Source organism: Nocardiopsis sp. FIRDI 009, from assembly GCF_003386285.1.
GTDB lineage: Bacteria > Actinomycetota > Actinomycetes > Streptosporangiales > Streptosporangiaceae > Nocardiopsis.
On the sequence record NZ_QPNC01000010.1, the window covers coordinates 73,621 to 90,660 of the forward strand.

A 17,040-nucleotide genomic window follows, 5' to 3' on the forward strand; every position below is an offset into this window, starting at 1 on the left:
TACCCCCAACGGGATTCGAACCCGCGCTACCGCCTTGAAAGGGCGGCGTCCTAGGCCGCTAGACGATGGGGGCCCGTGTGACAGGTCAAGCATAGGGGAGATTCCCACCAACTCCAAAGCGATTCACCCGTCCTTCGCGGACGCCCTCCACCTGCGGGAACGTCACCCCCCGGACGGAACCGCCGACGCGTCGACCTCCTCCTCCGGCTCCCGGCCCGCGTCCCCCACCGGACGGTCGGGGTCGGGCTCGATGTGCCGTTCGACCTGCGCGGACGTCAGCCCGATCCCCCCGAGGTCGATGTCGTCGCGCGCCTGGAGGCGCCCGGTCTCCGCGTCCAGGTACAGCACGGACGCCTGGTACGGGATCGGCCGACCGGCGGAGTGATCAAGGCCACCCAACCCGGCGCCGCCCGTGGAGCCCTGCACCAGGAACCGCGTGCCCTCGACGCCGAGCCGCGTGGACCGCTGGTGCTCGTCCCCGGTGAGGACGAGGGGCACCACCCCGTCGAACGCCCGCGCCTGCGTGCGTGTGTGCAGAACGGCCACGTCCACCTCCACACCGGAGTCGGCCACCGACGCCGCCTGCTCCTCGCCCAGTTCGGCGACCTCCGAGGCGGTCGGGTTGAGCCGGGTCGCGTCCGGGGTGAACCGCGGGTCACCCGCACCGTAGAAGGTCAGGCCCGCCACCTCCCGGACCTCCCCGTCGAGCACCACGGCGTTCGGCTGCGCCGCCACCGCCCGCTGGGTACCCATGGAGTCGTGCCGCCCGCGCACCCACACGTAGGGCACCTCCAGATCGGCGATCTCGTCCGCGAAGGCGTCCTCCGCCGCGCTCCCCCGGTCGGTCAGATCCCCGGAGTCCACGATCACGTCGACCCCGTACTGGTCCGCGAGGGTGCCGATGATGGTCCACGACGCCGGGTTGAGGTGGATGTCGGACACGTGCAGCACGCGGATGACCGACTCGTCCTCCTCGTACACGGGCAGCGTCGAGGTCGCCTCGTAGAGCATCGACACGTTGCCCACCAGCCCGGCGAGCTGCTCCTGGTACTGCGTGAACCGGCTCACGACGTCCTCGGCGCTGCCCACCACCTGCGGCGCCCCCGCGATGAGCCCCGTGTACCGGGGTTCAGCGATCGCGCTCGGGTTGAACGTGGCCGCGGCGAGCGCCCCGGACGCCGCGAGCACCGTCAGCGACGTGGCCGCGCTGCCCACCGCCCGCCACACGTTCCGGAACAGCACCAGCCCCGTCACCAGCGAGCCCAGGCCCGCGGCCAGCACACCCCGGACCAGCAGCGCGGTCACCCCGGCGCGCAGGTCCTCACCGATGCCCGCGGCCATGCGGTTGATGGACTCGGGATCGGCGAACATCTCCTCGGCCGCGGACAGCCGGATGTCGGAGATCGTCGCCTCCAGCCGCAGCGGGGCCCGGTGGGTGTCGAAGGCGAGCTGCCCGAAGGGGGCGACGTCGACGACCGTCTCACCGTGCCACTGGGGCACCAGACTGAACGTGACGTCGGCCGGGCCGATCGGGGTGACGACCTGCCCGCCGAGGGCCAGCCCCAGCCACCCGCCGACGAGCCCCGCCACGACGACGCACGTCCAACGCCACGCGCGTCCGGCTCGCACGCGGTCCAAGGCTTCGCGGTAGTCGTACGCGCGGATCGCTCCCCAAGACAACACTCCCCCATGATGCCGCCACCGGTGACCGTTCCCCATCTTTCCTCCCGTCCAGAGTGTTATGTCTCCTCCGGTTCCCTTCCGACCCCCCGCACCCAGGCAGCACAATGACTGGTGTGGTGGAACTGACGCGCGCGCAATTCGAGGAACTGGTCGCGGACGCCCTGGACGAGATCCCCCCTCACCTGGCGCGACTCATGGACAACGTGGTGATCACGGTCGAGGACGAGTCGCCGGACGGCCTGCTCGGGCTGTACGAGGGCGTTCCGCTGACCGAGCGGGGCGACACCTACTTCGGGGTGCTGCCGGACCGGATCCTCATCTACCGGCGCGACATCTGCGCGATCTGCGAGACTCCGGAGGAGGTCGTGGAGGAGGTCCGTGTCACCGTCGTCCACGAGATCGCCCACCATTTCGGCATCGACGACGAGCGGCTCGGCGAGCTCGGGTGGGGCTGAACGTTTCCGGAGCGACAAAGGGGACGAAGGTCCTTTTCACTGCCGGAGGCACCCAATTCGGACCTCACGGGCGGCCCGGAATTCCGGCTCGCCTCCGACACTCCCGCGCACCCGCCCCCGAGCTGCGACGACGATGCGCCTCGGACGCGCCGGGGCACGATCGAACACGTGGGAAAACCTTAACCCAGCGCAACGAATCAGACACGAAATCCCCAAAACGGCTTGCGGGGAGACCCCCATGTCAGGAACGGTTGGTCATCGGGACGCGACACAGCGTGAATTCAACCCTGTAAAAAACGAGGGAGTGCCGGGTGTCGAATCCGAGCCTCGACAAATCGCCTGACGACGGGGACCACGAACCCCCCAGCCACCCGACCGAGACCTGGCGGAACAGCTATCGCGAGGTTATGAGCATCGGCGAGTTCCGCTCCATCTGGCTCGCCCACGCCCTCTCGATGGTCGGCGCCAACGTGCTGAACATCGCCACCAGCATCCTCGTCTACCAGCTCACCGGATCCGCGTTCGCGACCGGCGTCACGCTCGCGGTCACCTTCCTGCCCCCGTTCATCGCCGGACCCCTGCTGTCCGGGCTCGCCGACCTCTTCCCCCGCCGCCAGGTCATGGTGGTGTGCGACCTGCTCCGCGCCCTGGTCGTCCTCCTCATCGCCGTTCCGGGCATGCCGGTCTGGGCGATCTGGGCGCTACTGTTCTGCTCGGTCCTGCCGTCGATCCCGTTCGCCGCCGCCCGCGCGGCGCTCATGACCGAGATCGTCCAGGGCGAGCGCTACGTGGCCAGCACGGCCATCATCCAGCTCACCTCACAGGTCGGGATGCTGACCGGCCTCGTCGCGGGCGGCGTCGTCGTCGGGTTCATCGGTCCGCACATCGCCGTGGCCGCCAACGGCGCCGTCTTCGTGCTGTCCGCGCTCATCGTGCTGGCCGGTGTCCGCGCCCGGCCCGCGGCCCGTTCCGCCGAGGAGGACCGCCCGGGCTTCCTCGCGATGACCCGGGACGGCGCCAAGCTCGTCTTCGGCGACTCCCGTCTGCGCACCCTCGCGCTGCTCGCATGGCTCGCCGGCCTGTACTCGATCCCGTACGGCCTCGCCAAACCGATGGCCGCCGAGATCGGCGCGGGGGACGCCGCGACCGGTTTCATCATGGCGGGCTCCTCGGTCGGGGCGCTGATCGGCGGCCTCGTCCTCACCCGGCTGATCCCGCCGCCCACCCGGATGCGGCTGCTCGGCCCCCTGGCGGTGCTCACCTCGGTGCCGCTGCTGCTGTGGCTGTTCCACCCGCCGCTGTGGCTGATGGTCGCCGCGCTCGCCCTGGTGGGGGTCGCCGGTTCCTACCAGTTCGTCGCCAACGCGGCGTTCGTCCTGTGCGTGCCCAAGGAGGGGCGGGCCCTGGCCTTCGGCCTGGTCGCGGCCGGGCTCCAGGTCGCCCAGGGCGTGGGCATCCTCGTCGCCGGGTTCTTCGCGGAGTTCGTCAGCACCGGCAGCGTCATCGTGGTGGCCGGTGTGCTGGGAATCGTGGCCGCCGCCTTCCTCTCCGTCCCGTGGGCCCGGGCGGTCGGTCCCACGATCGAGCGGATGAACGAGACCGAGCAGGCCCACTGACCCCGTCCCCGCCCTCGGCGGGGTGGCGGCACAGGGCCGCCCGGTCGGCCGCGCCGACAGCCCGGCGCCCGCGCCGAGGGCGCGGCGGCGCTCCCCGGGTCGACTGACCCGCGGGTGACGTCGCCCTTGACAACCGGGGCCCGCACGCAGGAGGGTCGGTGCGCCGGTGACGAGACCCACGGGACAGGGGTGCGGTGTGAGCGGTGATCTTGACCTGACGGTGGCGCGGAAGGTACTGGAGGCCCAGCCCTTCAGCGTCCTGCTCGGCGCCCGGCTGACCGCCTTCGACGGCGAGGGTGCGACGCTGGAGCTGGACATCCGGGACGACCTCCGCCAGCAGCACGGGTTCGTGCACGGCGGGGTGCTGAGCTACGCGGCGGACAACGCGATCACGTTCGCGGCGGGCGCCGCGGTCGGCGCGCAGGTCGTGACCGCCGGATTCACCATCGACTACCTGCGGCCCGCCCAGGGCGACCTGCTGCGGGCCCGCGCGCGGATCGTCCGGGCCGGTCGCACCCGCGTGGTGTGCCGCTGCGACCTGTCCACCGTGGACGCCGAGGGGGCGGAGACCCCGTGCGCCGTGGCGCAGGGGACGGTCTCGGTGCTGGAGGATCAGAACAGCGCCTGAGCCGCGGCGCCCGCCTCACACCCCGGTGGCGCGGACCGGTTCCAGCCGGGGCCGCTTGGCGGTGCGGCCGTCACCCGACGAGCGTCCGCGCAGCCGACGCAGCAGCCAGGGGCCGAGGAACGCGGCGACCCAGGCCAGTTCGGTTCCGGCGCGCCGCCAGGGCGGCAGGGGGGCGAGCGGGGGCAGCGGATCGGCCCAGGAGGCGTCGCACCCCGGGACGCCGAGCGCGTGCGCGACCGCCGCCGCGATCCGGGCGTGTCCCAGCGGTGCGGCGTGGAGGCGGTCTGCGCTCCACAGCCGGGGGTCGGTGGTCACCGGGTGCGGGAAGGTGTCGACCAGCACGGCGCCGTGGCGGCGGGCCATGACACGAATCCGGTCGTTGAGGTCCAGCACGCGCGGCCGCAGCCGCCGCGCCAGCGGGGCGATCCGGGCGATGTCGGGGAAGGTGAAGGTCACCGTGGTCGCGCCGGAGGCGGTGAACGCGGCCAGCATCGCGTCCAGGTCGGCGGACACGGCGTCCGCGTCGTAGCCCGGGCGGACCAGGTCGTTCATGCCGGCCATGACGGTCACCAGGTCGGGTTCGAGGGCGAGCGCCGGGGCCAGCTGCTCGGCGCGGACCTGCCCGGCCAGGCGCCCGCGCACGGCGAGGTTGGCGTAGACCAACCCGTGTTCGTGGGCGGCGAGCGTCTCGGCGAGGCGGTCGGCCCACCCCCGGTAGCCCGACTCCTCGTCGCCGTCGCCCAGCCCCTCGCTCTGACTGTCGCCGACCGCGACGTAGCGCGCGTACCCCACCCGGTCTCACCCCCGGTCGGCGCCGGGCTCGGCACCGGTGTCGGCGCGGGCGGACGCACGGCGGTCGAGGACGGCCAGGACCCGCTCGCCCCAGCGCAGGTTCTCCCTCTCGAACTCCAGACCGCGCATGAGCGTCAGGTAGGGGCCGACCCGCTCGGCGCGGGCCAGGTGCTCCTCCTCGCTCCGCCCGTCCAGGAGCCGGTCGCGCAGCCGCTCGTAGCGGGCGATCTTCGCGCGCGCCCACGCGGTCCGCTCCTCGACCGAGCCCCGGACCGCGTCGGCGTCGCCGACGTCGGCCGCCTGCACCTGGACCAGGAGTTCCTCGCGCACCGCGCCCGGTTTCGGGGGCGTGGCGGTGAACTCGCGCAGCGCCCGGCGTCCGGCGTCGGTGAGGGAGAACAGCCGCTTGTTCGGGCGCTTCTCCTGGTGCACGACACGGGCCCGGACCAGGCCCTCGGCCTCCATGCGGTCCAGTTCCCGGTAGAGCTGCTGGGGCGTGGCCGTCCAGAAGTTGGCCACCGAGGCGTCGAAGCCCTTGGCCAGGTCGTATCCGGACGCCTCCCCCTCCAGGAGCGCGGCCATCACCGCGTTGCGCAACGCCATGAACCGGAGTCAACCAAGTTGATTAGTCAATTTCAAGACTGGACAACTATGTGAATACACCCGCGTGTCCAACGCACCCACCCAACAAGTTGCCGAGGAGGGGCACGTGCGTGCGTTCCGCGCGGCGGTCGACGCCGGGGACATGGCCGCGGTCGAGGCGCTGCCCGCCGAGGCCGGGGAGCGCGCGGTTCGAGCGGATCCGGCGGGAGGCCGCGGAGACCCGGGCCCCACGGACGCTGAGGAGCCGGACCGCGCGCTCTAGCAGCGACCGAACCACCCGGCCAGCCCGGAGCCGAGCAGGGCCACGGCCGCCACGCCGAAGGCCAGCCCCACACCCATCCTGAACACCGCGGGAGGACGGCCGTCCGCGTTCCGTGCCGCGAGGAGTTGGACGATCCCCGCGAAGACGACCAGGAACCAGCCGACGACGGACGACAGGTCGCAGATCACGGCGCTCCCAGGGGGTCGGCGGCGCGACCGGTCGCGCCGGGGACCACGAGCTCGGGTACGGGCGCTCCCACCGTAGTCCTCCGCGACGTCGGCGCGCGGGGGGGCGGGCGCCGGTCCGTCCGGGGACGAGCCCCGGGACGCGGGAGGCCCTCGGCGGGCCGGCCACCGTGGTCGGTGGGCGGCCCGCCGAGGGCCGTACGGGCGCCCGTGACGGGCATCCGCTAGTGCCGTGGCCGGAAACGTTCACCCGTCTGCTTTCACGCCGCGATGAGTAGCGGTCGGCCTCCCCAACGCAGGCCTTTCTCGCTGCGCACCCGGGCACGCTCGCGGCGCTGGGCCGTGAGCACGTCCGGATCGCGGCCATTGGCGTTGCGCCACCGCAGGTAGGCGTGCAGCGCCCGGGTCTGCACCACATGGTTGGGATGGTGGGAGTTGGCGATGGTGAACTGGCGCAGCGGCCCGAAGTGCGCCTCGATCGGATTGGCCCAGGAGGCGTAGGTCGGGGTGAAGCACAACTCGACCTTGTTGCGCCGGGCCCAGGAGCGGATCGCGGGACCCTTGTGCGCGGACAGGTTGTCCATGATCACGTAGATGGGAGCGCCGTCCGGGCGCTGGGCCCGGATCGACTTGAGCGCCCTGAGCGTGTTCGCGCCGCCTTTGCGCCGGTGGTTGATGCCCCACAGGGTGTCGGAGCCCACCGAGTAGCAGCCGTGGAAGTAGGTGATGCCGTGGGTGCGCCGGTAGGTGGCCGGGATCCGGTCCGGGCGGCCCTTGAGGGCCCAGCCCGAGCCCGCGGTGGGGCGGATGCCCAGGGGGCCGAACTCGTCGAAGGCGAAGACCCGGTCGGCGAAGTGCTCCATGACGTGCTCGATGCGATCGAGTTTGGCATCGCGGTCGGGGTCGGGCGAGTCCTTCCAGGTCCGGGTGCGTTGGAAGGTGATGCCGTGCCGGTGGAGCAGAGCGCGCAGGGTCTCGCGACCGATGCGCGGGCCCGTTTTGGGCCTGTGGGCCAGGTAGGCGGCGAGCTTGCGCAGCGACCAGCGGGTGAAGGGCTGGCCGAGCTTGGCTGGGCGGGTCGTGGCCGTCTGGATGACGAGATCTTCCTCGTCTGCGGTGAGCAGGCGGGGACGGCCTCCCGCCCACTTAGGGTCCAGGCACCTCAGCCCTTGGTCGTTGAAGGCGTGGATGACCTCGCGGACGGTTTTCTCATCAGCGGCGACCAGCTTGGCGATGACCGGGACGGTGTTGCCACTGGACGAGGCCAGGATGATCATCGCTCGCCGGTAGCGCACGGTGTTGGTGCTGCCTCGGCGGACGATGCGTTGCAGTTTTTGGCCTTCGGGGTCGGTGAGTCTGCGGGCTCGGACGGGTTCGGCCACCGGGCGCCTTCCAGGGTTGACCGCTGTTGCGGTCAACCCTGGCACCGATCACTCAACCCGGTGAACGTTTCCGGCCACGGCACTAGCTCTGGTGCGCCTCCAGGGCCGCGATGACGCGCGGGCGCAGCTCGGCTGCGCTGATGACGGCGTCCACGGAGCCGACCTCGACCGCGCGGTGGATGTCGTGCACGCGGTCGAACTCCGCGGCCACCTCGCCGAGCTTCTCCGAACGGACCGACACGCGCAGCTCGTCGAGTTCGGCGGTCAGCGCGGCGCGGTCGGCGCCGGAGGCGGCCGCGACCCTGGCCTCCAGGTCCCGCACCCGCGGGTCGGCCGCGGTACGGGCGTTGACCTCACCGGAGAACACCACCGCGGCGGCGGGGGCGCCGCCGAGCACCGAGGCGTAGGAGCCCTCCAGCGCGAGCACGGTCATGTTCGGGTTCAGTGCCTTGGAGAACACCACGAACGCGCCGCCGTGGTACCGCGAGATCACGCAGAACACGATGGGCCCGCGGAAGTTCACGATCGCGCGGCCGATCTCCGCGCCGTACTCCAGCTGGAGCTCGCGCATCGACTCCGGCGAGCCGTCGAAGCCCGACAGGTTCGCCAGCACCACGAGCGGCCGGTTGCCGCTGGCGGCGTTGATCGCCCGGGCGGCCTTCTTCGACGACCTCGGGAACAGCGTGCCAGCGGTGTAGGCGTCCGGGCCGTCGGTGGGCGGGAAGCCGCGCCGCTGGACCGACCGCGACTCGATACCGAGCAGGCACACCGGCATGCCGCCGAGGTGCACGTCCTGCACCACCGCGGTGTCCGCGTCGGCCATGCCCGCCCAGCGCTCCAGCACCGCGTGGTCCTGGTCGGAGAGCGCCCGCATCACCGTCCGGATGTCGAACGGCTTCTTGCGGTCCGGGTTGGCCTCGACGGAGAAGATCTCGCCGACGGTGGTGAAGTCGCTGCCCTCCACCGTGTGCGGGAAGTCGGAGACGTCGCGGTCGACCGGGTCGGTGGTGGTCGCCCGCCGCGGCCGCTCCTCGCCGGGCACGACGTAGGAGTGGTCATAGTGCGCCATCAGCACGTCCCGCGCGGCGGTCAGGTTCGGCGCCCAGTACTGCGCCTGGCCGTTCGGGCCCATGACCCGGTCGTAGCCGCCGATGCCGAAGTTGTCCTCGGCCGACACACCGCCGGAGAAGTCGAGCGACTGCTTGCCGGTGAGCACCATCGCCGAGTCCGGCGTCATGACCAGGATGCCCTTGGTGTGCATGAGCATCGTCGCCTCGGCGTTCCAGTACGGCTGGGCGCCGACGTTGATGCCCGCGACGACGACGTTGATCTCCCCGCCGTCCTGGGTGAACTCCACGATCCGCTTGAGCGCCGCGGCCACCCAGTCCATGTTCTCCGTGCCGGATTCCATGGAGATCCGCGCACCGGCCGAGAGCGCGTACCACTCCAGCGGGACCCGCATCCGCTCGGCCAGGTCCAGCGCGGCGATCACCCGGCGGCACTCCGGCTCCGACAGCGCCCCGAGCGACTTCGTCGGGTCGCCGAGCAGGACCACCCGGCGGACGCCCTCCGGGTGCCCCTCGGTCGGCGTGGTCACCACACCGGCGACGATCGCGGCGGTGTTGCGCCCCTTGGGCCGGTCGACCGGCACGAGCGCGTGGTTCTCGTCGAGGTCGTGCTCCACGAACTCGCCGAGCAGACCGGTCAGCTCGTAGGGGTAGACCGTGTTGCGGCTGCTCGCGCGCAGGACCTTCTGGCGGTAGTCGTCGATCGGCTCGACCGGCTCGTCCGACGGGTCACCGATGGTCAGCTCGGTGCCCCCGGTGGCGTCGAAGGAGATACGGATGGCGACCTTGGCCAGCTCCCCGGTCTCCGGGTCGCGCTGGCGCGCGATGAACAGGATCTCCTCCAGCCCGGCGCCCTCGGTCGTCGGCCGCACCCGCTCGGCGATCATCTCCATCTCCTCGCGGGTGATACCGCTCGGCGGCCAGACGTAGATGACGATCCGGTTGGTGTTGAACCGCTTGCGCGACGGCCGCCGCGACCGCTCCCGGCGGATCGAGTCCAGGCAGGCGGCGAGGGTGTCCTCGGCCGTCGGCAGCGCGACGAGCCTGCCGTCCCGATCACGCAGCTCGGTCAGGTCGCGCACCTGCGCGAACGCCACGAGGCGGTCGTCCGACGGGTTCTCCTTGGCCACGCACTGGAAGAGGTAGACCTCCTCGTCCGACGACGGCAGCCGGGTGAGGTCGAACTTGCTCAGGCGCTCCATCTGCATCCGCTGCGCGATGTACGGGTGCAGGCCGCGGATCAGCCGGTCCTCGGCCATCCCGGTCGGCGACGGACGGAAGGTGAAGTGGTGGTGCATCACCGCGCCGTCGCGCCCGGCGACGGTCGTGGTCAGCCTGCGGACCCGGTCCGGCAGCGGATGCACGCTGAGGACCTCCTGCAACGCGGCGGACATCGCGTCGAAGTCCTCCGGCTGCTTCTCCCAGGCGAGGTAGATGTCGGCGTCGATGTCGTCCTCGCCGTTCGCCAGCTCCGCGAGCCCGCTCAGCGCGCCGCCCAGCGCCTCGAAGCCCACCGCGGCGGAGACCAGGCGCGAACCGGCGCGTTCGGCGACCACGAACGCGCAGCCGCCGACCTCGGCGGTGCGGACACCGGTCAGGCCCTTGTTGCCGTAGTACCGCCGGGTCAGGACCTCCAGCATGACGGAGTTGTCCAGGTCGGCGCGGACGAGCCGCTGGCCGAGCAGCCGCACCAGGGGCTCGGTGCTGCGCACCATCTCGGCGATGCGCTCGGCGCGGTCCGGCGCGTCCGGGTTCGCGTCCAGGTGGCGCAGGTGCCTGCGGACGTTGGCGTAGACGCGGGCGCGGTTGCGGCGCAGGAGCGGCTGGCCGAACCAGGAGTACACGACGCCGCGCGCCAGGTCGGCGACCACGGGGAAGCGGACCTGGGTGGCGGCCACCAGGCGCTCCAGCGCACGACCCGCGGTGTCGCGCAGGGTCGCGTCCGGCTGGGGTTCGCGCAGCCACGCGCGCAGCAGCTCCGTCACCACGGAGACGTCGGCGGACACGCGCTGTTGGGCGAGGAAGATCCGGAACACCGCGGATTCGAGTTCGGGGGAGCGTTCCAGGTCGGTGACCCCGTAGTGCCCGAGCGCCTTGGCGAGCTTGTCCTGGAAGGCGGCGGGCAGTCCGGCCCGTTCGACGTCGAGGCTCTGGAGGTAGGTGTGGAAGTACTCGCGCGCGCTGTGGACGCGGTCGTCGGCGCCGGTCTCCTCGCCCGCCGGACGGTTGCGGCTCAGCTCGGCGAGGTCGGCGAACACGTCGATGAGGCCGAGCTCCTCGGCCAGCGGCCGGTGCCCCTCCGCGACGGCCTCGGCGCGCGCGGCGAGGTAGTCGTCGAACACCCGGCGTTCGTCGCGCGGGTCGCCGTCGAAGCCCAGCAGCAGGCTCCGCACGTCCTCCAGTCCGCGCGCGACGCGGGTGCGGGCCGGGACCCCCTCGGCCGGGGCGGGCAGGTCCAGTTCCACGGACTCGGTGGCGGAGGCGTCCTCGGCCTCGTCGTCGGCGAGCGGTTCCAGACGCAGCAGCGCGGCGCCGGTCTCCACCTGGCTGCCCACGGACACGGCGCACTCCTTGAGCCGGGCCCGGAACGGCGCCCGCAGCACCGTCTCCATCTTCATGCTCTCCAGCACCAGAACCGGAGCGCCCGCCTCGACCTCGGCGCCGACCTCCAGCGGTGTGGCGACGACCAGTGCGGGCGCGGGCGAGCGGAGGACACCGCCCTCGTCGCGGCTGACGCGGTGGGCCACGCCCTCCACCTCGACCAGGTGGATCGGCCCGTGCGTGCCGGTGAGCAGGCGGTAGGAGGTGCCGTTGACGATGATCCGCCCGGTGTGCTCGTCGAAGCGGTCGAGTTCGACGTCGGCGGTGTGGATCTCCTCGCCCGCCTCGATCCCGACCCGGAAGCGGTGCGCGCCCAGGCGTGCGACGCGCACGCGGTAGCCTGCGCCGCGCAGCTTCAGGTCCAGCGGACGGCCGCTCTCGTGCTGCACCTGCGGACGGCCGCCGAACGCCGTCGACAGCAGGCGGTGCTGTTCGACGCGTTCCTCCTCCTCGTAGGCCTCGATGGCCGCGGCGGCCAGGGCGACGGCGGAGTGCCGGTGGGAGACGAGCCCGCCCTCGCTCCGGACGCGGTCGATCCAACCGGTGTCGGCGCTGGCGTCGATGACCTCGGGCCGGTCGAGCAGGTCGAGCACGAAGCTCTTGTTGGTCGCGCCGCCCTCGATGATCACGGTGGTCTGCGCCATCGCCCGGCGGAGGCGGCCCAGCGCCTCGTCGCGGTCGGCCCCGTAGGCGATGATCTTGGCGATCATCGAGTCGAAGTCGGCGGGGATGGTGTCGCCCTCGCTGACCCCGGTGTCCACGCGGATACCCGGCCCGGCGGGCAGGTCCAGCCGCGCGATGCGGCCCGGGGAGGGTGCGAAGTCGCGGTCCGGGTCCTCGGCGTTGAGCCGGGCCTCGATGGCGTGTCCGCGCTCCGCCGGGGGCTCGCCCTCCAGCTTCCCGCCGGAGGCCACGTGCAGCTGCGCCCTGACCAGGTCGAATCCGGTGGTGGACTCGGTGATCGGGTGCTCGACCTGGAGTCGGGTGTTGACCTCCAGGAAGGCGAAGAGCTCGTCGCCGGGGTGGTAGAGGAACTCGACGGTGGCCGCGCCGCGGTAGCCGACCGCGACGGCCAGCCGCTCGGCCGACGTCTTGAGTTCGGCGGTCTGCGCGGGGCTCAGGACCGGCGAGGACGACTCCTCGATGATCTTCTGGTTGCGCCGCTGCACCGAGCAGTCGCGAACGCCGAGCGCCCAGGCGGTCTCACCGTCGGAGATCACCTGCACCTCGACGTGCCGGGCGTGGGTGACCAGGCGCTCCAGGAACACGACGCCGCTGCCGAACGCCCGGGCGGCCTCCTGGCTGGTCCGCTCGTAGGCATCGGCCAGTTCGGCCTCGTGGTTGATGACGCGGATACCGCGCCCGCCACCGCCCGCGGTCGCCTTCAGCATCAGCGGGTAGCCGATCCGCGACGCCGACTCCAGGGCAGCGTCCAGGGTCTCGACCGCGCCCCGGCTCCAGGGGGCGACCGGCACGCCGACCTCCTCGGCGATCAGCTTCGCGCCGATCTTGTCGCCGAGCTTGCGCATGGCCTCGGCGCTCGGGCCGACGAAGGTGACCCCCACCTTCTCGCACAGCTCCGCGAACGCCGGGTCCTCAGCGACGAAGCCCCAGCCGACCCACGCGGCGTCGGCGCCGGTCTCCACCAGCGCGCGCTCCAGCACCTTCAGGTCGAGGTACGGGCGCGCGGACGCGGGACCGAGGTCGTAGGACAGGTCCGCCTCCCGGACGAAGGCGGCCGTGCGGTCGACGTCGGTGTAGAGGGCGACGGTCTCGATCCGTGCCCCTGTCTCCGCGGCGAGGTCTCGTACGGCGTGGATGAGCCGCATGGCGGCCTCACCACGGTTGACGATGGCGACACGAGTGAACACCCGATTGAGTCCTTCTGTAGATCGACGATGTGCGCGCCGCCCCCAAGGCGACACTCCGCAGGGTTCATCCTCCCGGCTGTCGGCCGACGGCGCCATGCCGTCCGTGGAGGAGTCTGGGCGGCATCCGTTGTGGGAAACGTCCAAAAGCCGTCGGTCGCGGCCGGCGGTACCCCGGGGAGGGGTCCGCGCGAGAGGCGCCCGGCGCAGTGTACGACCTCCGAACAGCGAAAACACCCAGATCGCGCAGGTCACCCCGGGTGGCCCCGGCGCCGGGGGGAACCGCGGTTCCGCGCGGAGTCCCAGCGCACGCGCGTGCGGGCGCCGACCGGCCCCGCCGGTGCGGCGGACGGCGGCGGCGATCGGTGTCCGGCATGTCACACGGGGAGCGCCAAGGGGCATGGCGCTCGTTTTCCCCGGTGATGGCGCTACCGCGAAGCCCATCTGGAAACACTGTGAGTGGTCATTGCGTCACCTGGAGACGATCGCGGGGAACGGATGGCGCACCTCGTCGTACTCGGCGTGGCCGACGCCAGGACGGCCGAAGAGGCGTTGGACATCGCGTCGGAGCTGGGCAAGCAGGAGCTGTTGAAACTGGAGGACGCGGCCTACGTCTACAAGGACGCCAAGGGGCGGCCCCGCATCCACCAGACCGTCAACCTCACCGGGGCTGGGGCGCTGGGCGGCGCCCTCTGGGGCACGCTCATCGGGCTGCTGTTCCTCAACCCACTGCTCGGCATGGCCGTCGGCGCCGCCTCGGGCGCGGTCGCGGGCAAGCTCAGCGACGTCGGGATCGACGACGACATGATCAAGCGGATCGGTTCCGAGCTCGACCAGGGCCGGGCCGCGGTCTTCCTGCTCGCGCAGTCGGCCACGCGCGACCGGGTGGTCAGCGCGTTCAAGCCGCTGCACCCGACCGTCATCCAGACCAACCTCGCCCACGACGACGAGGAGGCGCTCGTGCGGGCCCTGAGCGACTGAGCCGCCGTCCACGGGGAGGGCGGGGCTCCTCCCGTGCCCGTCCCGTGCGGCGTGGGAGCCGGACCGGGGAGGGGTCTCAACGCGCGGCCCGGTCCCTGCCCGGGGCTACGCCGCGTGCGGCGTGAAGTACGGACGTCCCACCAGGTCGGCGATGGTGAACTCCTCGAAGGTGACGTCGGTCAGAACGCGGAGGAGGCACTCCGAGGCGGACATCGGCAAGCGCTGCCAAGGGCTGACCTCGGTCCGCGCCACCACCGGCCAGTCCTCCGGCGGCACCTCGGCGTCGGCGGCCCAGGAGAACTCGACAGCCGTCACCGACATGGCCCACGGGATCAGGCCCCGTCCACCCGGACGGTAGAGACCGTACGGATCGAAGACGTTCTACGTGATCGGATGTGTCTCCAATGTCCGCCACAGCGACGCCAGCCGGTCCGCCACCTGCGAGTCGGCACCTCCCGGCGCACCGTACACATGCACATATCCGCTGAACTCCCCCGCGCCGAAACACTGGCAGAGCTCCTTGTCGTCGGCGGGAAGCGCCGTGCCGAGGCGCGCCTCGATCACGTCCCACTCGATACCGATGTCCCTCGGCCGCCACTCGACGGCGTCGGCGATCCGGCCGACCCACGACACGGCGCCCCCCTTTTCGCAGGCATCACGGCACGTTGTCGAGCCGAACCCGGCCCACCCCGGACGTTACCCGCCCACAATGAAACCGAAGTCCGTGCGGACGTAATGCACAAATCGAACGTCCGTTCCACCTTGGTTTCGCTCGATGTTCGCCCTTCGAACTCGCCCGTGCCTCGATGTCTGGAAGATTTTCGTCGAGGTAAACTCGTATGTCGTTCGCAAGCCTACCGTTCACTGAGTTTTTCTCAATGAAACGCGGACGTGGAAGTCGAACGAACTTCGCGGGAGCACCGAAAATGAACATCACGGAACCATCGCTCACAGGCGTGAAGCCCCTGGTAGGACTGTTCTCACCACAAGAAAGTCCGTTGAACCAGAGGCCTCACGTTGGTCACCTATTCTGCCACGCTTGACGTCCCCCGACACGTCGTGGAGTTCCTCTCCCGACTGCTCGCCGCTCACCGACGCACGATCGGCACCCCGAAGAGGTCCCGAGCCCTGGGGCCGTTCCGCCAAGCGATCTTCGTCCTGCGCTGGTTCCGCGAGGCCGGATGCGTCCACCGCCTGGCCCAGGACGCGGGCATCTGTCAGGCCACCGGCTACCGCTACCCGCACGAGGCCCTCGACGTCCTGGCCGCCCAGGCCCCCGACCTGCACCAGGTCCTGAAACGGTGTCGTGACCAGGGCATGAACCACCTGATCCTGGACGGCACCCTCATCGGCTGCGACCGCGTCGCCGGGACCAACGACAAGGGCAACGATGAGTGGTACTCCGGCAAAGCCAAGCACTTCGCCGGCAACGTGCAGTTCCTGGCCGCCCCGGACGGTACCCCGCTGTGGGTGTCCGACGTCGAGTCCGGCTCGCGCCACGACCTGACCTGCGCCCGCACCCGGACATCCCCAGCCCGCTGAGCAGGGATAACCGCGCCCACAACCGCCTCCTGCGCGGTACTCGTGCCCTCGGGGAGCGTGCGGCGGCCGAATTGAAACAGCGCTGGCGTGCCCTGAAACACGTCACGTTCAGCCCGGGCCGGATCATAGCCATCATCCAAGCGGCCCTGGTCCTCAACAGCACATGAAAGTAGAACTCACTGAGAAAACCTCATTAAATTATTATACTGCACGAATCTCGGGCACTCCCCCTCGATCCCCAGCAGAAGTAAGGTAGTTATCACCCAGCCCTCCAGACAGGATTCCGTAGATAAATTCAGATGAACTGATCTGATACTCCTGCCAATAATTTGAGCTTACTACAAATATATTCCAATCGTCCGCTTTTCCAAGTGCGTGCCAGAAAAATTCAACTCCAGTGTCTGTTTCTCCGAATTTTACAAGATTTCTCACTGAGATTTTTCGGGCTTGGTGCGATGGGGAAATTCTAACCTCCTCCCCGCCGGGTTCGATAAATGCGAACTCCCCTCTGTGCACGTACTCCATGTCATCGTGAAATTCAACGAGGCATTCATAGATCGCCCAAGGATCCAAGAGGATGATCCAAGAATACAGGGCAATGCATCCACCATACCGATCCATCAAATATGCGCAATCTGATGTAATTTTCTTACCCCGCCAATGATCAGGAACTGAGTCTACCGCCTCGACGTCGGACCGGCCAGGAATCCCATAACGGGCAACGATTGAATCAACTATCTCGGCCACCAGTTTTCTCCTCTCGCTTGGTTGATGCAGTACTCTCCATTCCTAATTCCCGAACTAGGGCTATTTTCGATACAGATATCAAAACTCCATCCGGAACTTCCGGCTGCCGTCACCGACATGGCCCAGGGGATCAGGCCTCGTCCACCCGGACGGTGGAGGCCGTACGGGTCGAAGGCGTCCCGCGGGAACGGATGTGTCTCCAGCGTCCGCCATCTGAGAGTCGGTGCCTCCCGGCGCACCGTACACATGCAGATATCCGCTGAACTCCCCCACACCGAAACACCGGCAGAGCTCCTTGTCGTCGGCGGGAAGCGCCGTGCCCAGGCGCGCCTCGATCACGTCCCACTCGATACCGATGACCCTCGGCCGCCACTCGACGGCGTCGGCGACCCGGCCGACCCACGACACGACGCCCCCCTTTTCGCAGCCATCACGGCACGTTGTCGACCCGAACCCGGCCTCGACTCTCCTGGCTGATCGTGGTGGACGAGGACCACGGGAGCCTCCAGGCGAAGCCCGTTCCGGGGAAACACGCTTCCAGGTACGGCTGCCCGTGAGCACCCCAGTACTCCAGTTGGACTTCTGGTTTGAACCGTGTTGATCACGTTCGCGGGAGTTCGGTGCCGTT

The 17,040-nt window shown here is 70.3% G+C and carries 15 protein-coding genes, 1 tRNA gene and 1 pseudogene; 6 read left to right on the forward strand and 11 right to left on the reverse strand.

Annotation, left to right across the window (positions count from 1 at the left end; translation table 11 throughout):
* Both DVR05_RS09240 and DVR05_RS09245 read right to left on the reverse strand, forming a co-directional pair.
* A tRNA-Glu gene (locus DVR05_RS09240) sits at positions 1–73 on the reverse strand.
* An 89-nt stretch (positions 74–162) separates the two neighbouring features.
* Entirely contained in the window at positions 163–1,680 is a 1,518-nt protein-coding gene (locus DVR05_RS09245; RefSeq protein WP_116245442.1) for a metallophosphoesterase, read from the reverse strand.
* Positions 1,681–1,787: 107 nt separating this feature from the next.
* On the opposite strand from DVR05_RS09245, the gene DVR05_RS09250 reads away from it, so the two are divergent.
* From DVR05_RS09250 to DVR05_RS09260, 3 genes are all read left to right on the forward strand, one after another.
* On the forward strand, positions 1,788–2,138 hold the full coding sequence (locus tag DVR05_RS09250; protein WP_116245427.1) for a metallopeptidase family protein: 351 nt from the start codon (positions 1,788–1,790) through the stop codon (positions 2,136–2,138).
* Positions 2,139–2,449: 311 nt separating this feature from the next.
* Entirely contained in the window at positions 2,450–3,754 is a 1,305-nt protein-coding gene (locus tag DVR05_RS09255) for an MFS transporter (protein ID WP_116245428.1), read from the forward strand.
* A 196-nt stretch (positions 3,755–3,950) separates the two neighbouring features.
* The gene (locus DVR05_RS09260; RefSeq protein ID WP_116245429.1) at positions 3,951–4,382 is read left to right on the forward strand and encodes a PaaI family thioesterase; all 432 of its coding nucleotides are present in this window, start codon (positions 3,951–3,953) and stop codon (positions 4,380–4,382) included.
* Between the two features lie 15 nt (positions 4,383–4,397).
* On the opposite strand, the gene DVR05_RS09265 is transcribed toward DVR05_RS09260, so the two are convergent.
* Both DVR05_RS09265 and DVR05_RS09270 read right to left on the reverse strand, forming a co-directional pair.
* Positions 4,398–5,174: an SGNH/GDSL hydrolase family protein gene (locus DVR05_RS09265; RefSeq protein WP_116245430.1), complete on the reverse strand. Its 777-nt coding sequence runs from the start codon at positions 5,172–5,174 to the stop codon at positions 4,398–4,400.
* A gap of 6 nt (positions 5,175–5,180) precedes the next feature.
* Positions 5,181–5,777: a PadR family transcriptional regulator gene (locus tag DVR05_RS09270; RefSeq protein WP_198659110.1), complete on the reverse strand. Its 597-nt coding sequence runs from the start codon at positions 5,775–5,777 to the stop codon at positions 5,181–5,183.
* Between the two features lie 106 nt (positions 5,778–5,883).
* Between DVR05_RS09270 and DVR05_RS26555 the strand changes: the two genes are divergently transcribed.
* Positions 5,884–6,039 carry a hypothetical protein gene (locus tag DVR05_RS26555; protein WP_157982415.1) on the forward strand — a complete coding sequence of 52 codons (156 nt, stop codon included), beginning with the start codon at positions 5,884–5,886 and terminating at the stop codon, positions 6,037–6,039.
* On the opposite strand, the gene DVR05_RS09275 is transcribed toward DVR05_RS26555, so the two are convergent.
* From DVR05_RS09275 to DVR05_RS09285, 3 genes are all read right to left on the reverse strand, one after another.
* A complete protein-coding gene (locus DVR05_RS09275; RefSeq protein ID WP_116245431.1) occupies positions 6,036–6,227 on the reverse strand; it encodes a hypothetical protein in 192 nt (63 codons plus the stop codon). The genes DVR05_RS26555 and DVR05_RS09275 overlap by 4 nt on opposite strands.
* Positions 6,228–6,484: 257 nt before the next feature.
* Positions 6,485–7,606, reverse strand: coding sequence for an IS630 family transposase (locus tag DVR05_RS09280; RefSeq protein WP_116245432.1), 1,122 nt, complete (start codon positions 7,604–7,606; stop codon positions 6,485–6,487).
* Positions 7,607–7,688: 82 nt separating this feature from the next.
* Positions 7,689–13,145: a carboxyl transferase domain-containing protein gene (locus tag DVR05_RS09285; RefSeq protein WP_116245433.1), complete on the reverse strand. Its 5,457-nt coding sequence runs from the start codon at positions 13,143–13,145 to the stop codon at positions 7,689–7,691.
* A gap of 495 nt (positions 13,146–13,640) precedes the next feature.
* Here DVR05_RS09285 and DVR05_RS09290 point away from each other — a divergent pair, with 495 nt between their 5' ends.
* Entirely contained in the window at positions 13,641–14,123 is a 483-nt protein-coding gene (locus DVR05_RS09290; RefSeq protein ID WP_116245434.1) for a DUF1269 domain-containing protein, read from the forward strand.
* Between the two features lie 105 nt (positions 14,124–14,228).
* Here DVR05_RS09290 and DVR05_RS27335 read toward each other — a convergent pair whose 3' ends face one another.
* A complete protein-coding gene (locus DVR05_RS27335; RefSeq protein ID WP_232832053.1) occupies positions 14,229–14,444 on the reverse strand; it encodes a hypothetical protein in 216 nt (71 codons plus the stop codon).
* A gap of 60 nt (positions 14,445–14,504) precedes the next feature.
* A complete protein-coding gene (locus DVR05_RS27340) occupies positions 14,505–14,756 on the reverse strand; it encodes a hypothetical protein (RefSeq protein WP_232832054.1) in 252 nt (83 codons plus the stop codon).
* Between the two features lie 384 nt (positions 14,757–15,140).
* On the opposite strand from DVR05_RS27340, the pseudogene DVR05_RS09300 reads away from it, so the two are divergent.
* Positions 15,141–15,832: pseudogene (locus tag DVR05_RS09300) on the forward strand (transposase family protein).
* 34 nt (positions 15,833–15,866) lie between these two features.
* On the opposite strand, the gene DVR05_RS26560 reads toward DVR05_RS09300, so the two are convergent.
* Complete coding sequence (locus DVR05_RS26560; RefSeq protein WP_157982416.1) at positions 15,867–16,412, reverse strand: hypothetical protein; 546 nt, start codon at positions 16,410–16,412, stop codon at positions 15,867–15,869.
* A gap of 78 nt (positions 16,413–16,490) precedes the next feature.
* Positions 16,491–16,820 (reverse strand): hypothetical protein, encoded by a 330-nt coding sequence (locus DVR05_RS09305; protein WP_232832055.1) that lies wholly within the window; start codon positions 16,818–16,820, stop codon positions 16,491–16,493.
* Between the last annotated feature and the right edge of the window lie 220 nt (positions 16,821–17,040).